This is a genomic window from Streptomyces sp., from assembly GCF_031181555.1.
Lineage (GTDB): Bacteria > Actinomycetota > Actinomycetes > Streptomycetales > Streptomycetaceae > Streptomyces > Streptomyces fimbriatus.
This window is the reverse complement of record NZ_JAPSKQ010000245.1, coordinates 1-6956: the sequence shown is the minus strand read 5'-3', so window position 1 is coordinate 6956 and position 6956 is coordinate 1. Positions and strand designations below refer to the sequence as shown.

Below are 6956 nucleotides of genomic sequence, written 5' to 3'. Positions count from 1 at the left end.
GGCCGGCCGGTCGTCCTCGCGCCTGCCGACCCGCGCCAGCTCGGCCACCGTCTGGTGGGTGAAGACGTCGCGCGGGGTGAGGACCAGACCGGCCCGCCGCGCCCGGCTGACCAGCTGGATCGACATGATGCTGTCGCCGCCCAGCGCGAAGAAGCCGTCGTCCACGCCCACGTTCCGGGCGTCGACGCCGAGCAGCTCGGCGAAGACGCGGCGGAGGGTCTCCTCGTCCGGGGTGCGCGGCGCGCGTCCTCCGTCCGCCGGACCGGCGGGGTCGGGCACGGGGAGAGCCGCGCGGTCCAGCTTGCCGTTGGGTGTGACGGGGAGCGCGTCGAGCACCATGACCTCGGCGGGGACCAGGTACTCGGGCAGGCTGTCGGCGGCCCGGCGGCGCACCTGTCCGCCGTCCAGGGTGCGGCCGGGCTCGGGCACGACGTACCCCACCAGGCGCTTGCCGCCGCCCGCGGGATTCTCATGGGCCACGACCACGGACGCGGACACACCGTCCTGCTCGCCGATCGCGGCCGCGGCCTCGCCCGGTTCGACGCGTACGCCGCCCACCTTGACCTGGTCGTCGACGCGGCCCAGGTACTCCACCACCCCGTCCTCGGTCCAGCGGGCGAGGTCGCCGGTGCGGTACATCCGGGAGCCGGGCGGGCCGAAGGGGTCGGCGACGAAGCTCTCCGCCGTGGCGCCGGGACGGCCGAGGTAACCGCGGGCCAGCTGGGCACCGGCGATCCACAGCTCGCCCGGGGCGCCCGGCGGTACGGGCTGGAGGGCCGCGTCGAGGACGTACAGGCGGGTGTTGCCGACCGGACGGCCGAGCGGCGGCGGGCCCTCAGGGTCGGCCGGGCAGCGCCACCAGGTGACGTCGATGGTGGCCTCGGTGGGGCCGTACTGGTTGAACAGGGCCACACCCGACGCCCCGAGGGTGCTGTGGAAGCGCCGCACGAGGTCGGCGGGCAGGGCCTCGCCGCCCGAGAACACCCGGCGCAGGCCGGTGCACTCGGCGGCGCCCGGCCGGTCGAGGAAGGCACGCAGGACGGTCGGCACGAAGTGCGCGGTGGTGACGGCCCCGTCCCGGATCAGCTCGGCGAGGCGGGCGGGGTCGCGGTGCGCGTCGGGCTCGGCGACGACCACGGCGGCGCCGGTGAGGACCGGCCAGAAGAGCTCCCACACGGAGACGTCGAAGCCGGCCGACGCCTTGTGCAGCACCCGGTCGTCGGACCGGAGGCCGTACTGCTCCTGCATGCCGAACAGGCGGTTGACGACGGCCCGGTGAGGGACGGCGACGCCCTTGGGGCGACCGGTCGAGCCGGAGGTGTGGATGACGTAGGCGGTGCTGTCGGGGTGGGGCGCCGGGAACGCGGCCGCCGGGGACGCGGGCGCCGTCCCGTCGAGGAGCAGCACCGGGACCCGCACGGCGGCGGGCAGCAGGCCGCGCGTCCCGTCCGTGGTCACCACGCACACCGGGTCGGTGTCGGCGAGCAGCAGGGCGACGCGCTCCGCCGGGAGTTCGGGGTCCACCGGCACGTACGCGGCACCGGTACGCAGGACCGCGTGCAGGGCCACGGGCAGGCCCGCCGAGCGCGGGACGAGTACGGCGACGCGGCGCTCCGGTCCGGCCCCGGCCGCGCGCAGGCGGCGGGCGAGGGCGTCGGCGCGGGTGTCGAGCTGCGCGTAGGTGAGCCGGTCGGCGCCGCAGACGACGGCCTCGGCGTGCGGGGTGCGCGCGACGCGGTCGGCGAGGAGTTCGGGGATCGTGGTGGACGGGACGTCCATGGTGGTGTCGTTCCAGTCGGTGAGGACCTGCCGGCGTTCGTCGTCGGCGGTGGTGGCGGCGCGGGACACGGTGAGGTCGGGGTCGTCGGCGAATGACTCCAGCAGCCGGGTCCAGCGCTGGGTGAGCAGCCGTACGGCCGCGGGGGTGAAGAGGTCCGCGCGGTACTCGACGCGGCCGTCGATCCCGTCCGGGGCGCCCTCGGGGGTGCGGCGTTCGGCCATGTTGAAGGAGAGCTCGAAGCGGGCGGTGGTGGCGCCGACGCGCATCAGCTCGGTGTCCAGGCCCGGGAGTGCGACGGCGTCGCGGGTGAGTTCGGGCTGGGCGGCCAGCATCACCTGGAACAGCGGGTTGCGGTCCGCCGAGCGGGCCACGCCCAGGTGGTCGACGAGCCGCTCGAAGGGCACGTCCTGGTGGGCGTAGGCGGTGAGGTCGGTCTCCCGCACCCGCCGCAGCAGTTCCCGGAAGTCCGGGTCGCCGCCGGTGTCGGTGCGCAGGACGAGCGTGTTGACGAAGCACCCGACGAGGTCCTCCAGCACCTCGTCGCCGCGTCCGGCCACGGCCGTGCCGAACGGGATGTCCGTCCCCGAGCCGAGGCGGGTCAGCAGGGCGGCGAGGGACGCCTGGAGCGTCATGAAGACGGTGGCGGAGTGCTCGCGGGCCAGCTCCGCCAGACGGGCGTGGAGCGGCGCGGGGAGACGGAAGGCGTACGAGCCGCCGGGCGCGGCACCGGCGGTGTCACCGGACGCGGCGGCGCGGGGGTCCACGGGCAGGTCGATGCGGTCCGGCAGGTGGGCGAGCTGCTGGCGCCAGTAGGCCAGTTGCCGGGCCGTCACACCGTCCGCACCGTCGTCCGCCAGCAGCTCGTGCTGCCAGAGGCTGTAGTCGGCGTACTGGACGGGCAGGGGCGCCCGGTCGGGAGCCCGCCCCGTCGTACGGCTCCGGTACGCGGCGGACAGATCGGCGGCCAGCGGTCCGAGCGACCAGCCGTCGGCGGCGATGTGGTGCAGCACCAGTGCGAGGACGTGGTCGTCCTCACCCAGCTCGAACAGGGTCGCCCGCAGCGGGATGTCGGAGGCGAGGTCGAAGGGCCGCCGCACGGTCCGCTCCAGCGCGGCGGCCAGATCCGCCTCGGCGACCCGGCCGGTCTCCAGGGCCGGGCGGGCCCGCTCGGCGCCGGTGTCCAGGATCTCCTGGCGAGGAAGGCCCTCGGCGTCGGGGAAGACCGTACGCAGCACTTCGTGGCGGTCCGTCAGGTCGGTGAGCGCGGCGCGCAGCGCGGGGACGTCGAGACGGCCGCGCAGCCGCAGCACCACCCGCATGTTGTAGGCGTCCGTGGTCCCCTGCGCGAGCTGGTGCAGGAACCACAGGCGTCGCTGGGCGGAGGACAGCGGGATGTCGTCCGGCCGGGCCACGGCGGTGGGCCGGGGCCGGGCCGGGGTGCCGGTGGCGGCGGCGACGTGTTCGGCGAGCTCCGCGACCGTGGGGGCCTCGAAGACGGCGCGGACGGGGAGATCGACGCCGAGCGCGTTGCGCAGGTGGGCGACGAGGCGGGTGGCGAGCAGCGAGTGTCCGCCCAGCTCGAAGAAGCCGTCGTCGATGCCGACGCGTCGGCCGGTGCCCAGGAGCCGCGCGTACAGCCCGCACAGCACTTCCTCGAGCGGTGTGCGCGCCTCGCGACCGCCGTACGCCGCGGAACCGTCGGTGGGGCCGGGGGCGGGCAGGGCGCGGCGGTCCACCTTGCCGTTGGGGGTCAGCGGCAGCCGGTCCAGGACGACGAACGCGGCGGGCACCATGTACCCGGGCAGCCGGGCCGCGGCGTGGCGGCGCAGCTCGGCCGGGGCCAGGGCGCTGCCGGACTCCCCGGACTCACCGGGACCAGTGGGCTCACCGGACTCCGGGAGGACGTAGGCGACCAGCCGGGGGTCGCCTTCCGGGTTGTCCCGGCGCACGTCCGCGACGGCGCGGGCGACCGCCCCGTGCCCCTCCAGAACCGCCTCGATCTCGCCGAGTTCGACGCGGTGGCCGCGCAGCTTGACCTGGTGGTCGGCGCGGCCGAGGTGGTCCAGGCGGCCGTCCGCGGTCCAGCGGGCCAGGTCGCCGGTGCGGTACATGCGGGTGCCGGGCCCGCCGTACGGGTCGGCGAGGAAACGCTCGGCGGTCGGGCCGGGGCGGCCCGCGTAGCCGCGGGTGACGCCGGGGCCCGCCAGGTAGAGCTCGCCCGGAGTGCCGGCCGGGACCAGGCGCAGGCGGTGGTCCAGGACGTAGGCGCGGACGCCCGGGCGGGGGCGGCCGATCAGGAAGCGGCCGCCGGACCGCAGCGCGCCCGGCTCGTCCACCGCCTGGAAGGTGCTGCTCATGGTGGCCTCGGTGGGCCCGTACTGGTTGACCACCAGCGGGCCCCCGAGAGCGGCCACCCGCTGAAGGTGACCCTCGGTGAGCGCTTCGCCGCACGTCATCACCAGTCGCAGGGAGGGGCGCTCGCCGGCGGGCAGCCGGTCCGCCTCCTCGTTCAGGGCGGTCAGCAGGGACGGTACGACGGACAGCAGCGCGGTGACCCGGTGGCGGCGCAGGGCGCGGACGAGGGCGCGTGCGTCGTTCGCCTCGCCGGGCGGCACCATGACCACGCATCCGCCGGCCGCCAGGGTGCCGAGGATGTCACGCACCGAGGGGTCGAAGGACACGGACGCCAGGTTGAGCACGACGTCCTCGGGGCCGAGCCCGGCGACGCCGGACGTCAGGTACGGCACGTAGGCGGCGACCCCGCGGTGCGGCACCACCACCGCCTTGGGCCTGCCGGTGGAGCCCGAGGTGTGGATGACGTAGGCCGGGTGGGCGGGCGTCGGCGGTTCGGCGCTCCCGTCGTCGGTGAGGTCGCCGTCCGGCAGGGCGGACAGCGCGCGTCCGGTGGCCGGGCCGTCGAGCAGGACGGCGGTGCCGCGGGCGTCCTCGGGCAGCGATGCCGACGCCTCGGTGGTGGTCAGCACCGCCACCGGCCGGGCGTCGGCGAGCATGTGCGCGATACGGTCCGCCGGGTAGCCCGGGTCCACCGGGAGGTACGCCGCGCCGGACTCGACGACCGCGAGCAGGGCCACCACCAGCTCCGGGGAGCGGGGCACCGCGACGGCGACGGTCCGCTCGGGGCGGGCGCCCCGGGCGACGAGCAGACGGGCCAGGCGGTTCGCGCGGGCACGCAGCTCCCGGCGGGTGAGCCGCTCGTCGCCGAAGAGGACCGCGGGCGTGTCGGAGCCGGTGGCCGTCCGGTCGCGGAGAATGCCGGTGACGGTGCCGGCCGCCGTGGCCTCGTCCCCGTCCGGTGCCCCCTGCCACGCGGTCAGCAGGCGGCCGCGTTCGCGCGGGGTGAGGATCCCGGCGTGTCCGGCGGGCCGGTCGAAGCCCTCGCCGAACTCCTCGAAGAGCCGCACCAGCCGGTCCATCAGCGCTTGGGCGGCCTCCCGGTCGTAGACGGAGGTGTGGTAGCCGAGGGTGAGGTGCATCCGTTCGCCGGGGGCGGCCAGGAGGCGCAGCGGGTAGCTCGTGGCCACGCCGCCGTCCACGGCGGAGACACGGACGCCGTCCGCCGGCCGGAACGCGTCCGGTTCCAGCGGGAAGTTGAGGAACACCACCATCGTGTCGGCGAGCGCCGAGGCGGCGTCGGCCTGCCGCTGGATCTCCGGCAGTCCGAGGTGCTGGTGGGCGGCGAGACGGGACTGCTCCTCCTGCAGCCGGCGCAGGACGGCGGCCGCCGGCCGCGCCGGATCGAGGCGGACCCGCACCGGGACGGTGCTGAGGAACAGACCGATGACGGACTCCACGTCCTCGACGTCGGCCGGACGGCCGGCGCTGGGTGCGTCGAGGACGACGTCGTCGCGACCCGTCAGCGCGCCGATCAAGGTGGCCCACACGCCCTGCACCAGGGTGGCCGGGGTCAGGTCGTGGCGGCGGCAGTGCGCGGCCAGGCGGGCGGTGAGGTCCGGGGGCAGCAGCCGTTCGACGACCTCGTGTCCGGGTGCGCCGGCCGCGTGGCCGTCCGTCCGGCTGCCGGTCACCGGCACCACGAGGGTGGGCTCGGCGCCGTCGAGCGCCTGCCGCCACGCCTGCCGGGCGGCGTCCTTGTCCTGCCGGGCGAGCCAGGCCAGGTACCGCCGGAACTGGGGCGCCGGGGGCAGCGGGGCCGGCTCCGCGTAGGCGGTCAGCAGCTCGTTCAACAGCAGCGGCTGCGACCAGCCGTCGAGCAGGAGGTGGTGGTAGGTCACGATCATCGTGTGCCGGTGCGGGGCCAGCCGGGCCAGCGCCACCCGCAGCAGCGGCGGCCGGGCCGGGTCGAACGGGGCCGTCCGTTCCCGGGCCCGCAGCACGGTGAGGCGGGACTCCCGCTCCCCCTCACCGGCCGCGGACAGATCCGTCTCCCGCCAGGGCAGGTCCACCGCGGCGGGGACGACCTGCACGAGGCCCGCGTCCGCGTCGTGCACGAAGGCGGCGCGCAGGCTGTCGTGCCGGGCCAGCACCCGGGCCCAGGCGGCACGCAGCCGGACCGGGTCGAGGGGGCCGTCGAGCGTGAGCGCCAGCTGGACGGTGTAGTCGTCCGCCCGGTCCGGGCCGTCCTCACCCGCCGCCGACGGGGTGCGCGCGGCGGCCAGGGACTCGAAGAGCAGGCCCTCCTGCAGCGGTGTGAGGGGCAGGATCTCCGCCGGGCCCGGGTACGGGGCGGTCAGCCGCTCCCGTACCGGCGCGGGTACGGGCACCAGGTCCTCCTCGCGGGCCTCGCCCCGCGGCTCCGCCGGGTCCGCGGCCCGCGCCACGCCGGCGAGCGCGGCGACGGTGGGGTGCGCGAAGACGTCACGGACGGCCAGGACGACGCCCGCCCGGCGTGCGGCGCCCACCAGCCGCATGGCCAGCACGCTGTCGCCGCCCAGCGCGAAGAAGCTGTCGTCGATGCCCACGTGCGGAAGGCCCAGCAGCTCGGCGAAGGCGGCGCACAGGGCCCGCTCGGTCGCGTCGCGCGGTGCCCGGCTGTCCGGTGCGGCCGCGAAGTCGGGCGCCGGGAGGGCGGCACGGTCGAGCTTGCCGTTCGCGGTGAGCGGCAGTTCCGCCAGCACCACGAAGGCCGCGGGCACGAGGGCCTCGGGCAGGGTGCGTTCGGCGAGGGCGCGCAGTGCGGCCGGGAGCGCGGCGAGGT

1 protein-coding gene is annotated in these 6956 nt (G+C 76.6%); it reads right to left on the bottom strand.

Annotated features, from left to right (window positions below):
• The coding region (locus tag RIM90_RS29615) for a non-ribosomal peptide synthetase (protein WP_309063821.1) at positions 1-6956 on the bottom strand (6956 nt) is incomplete at both ends.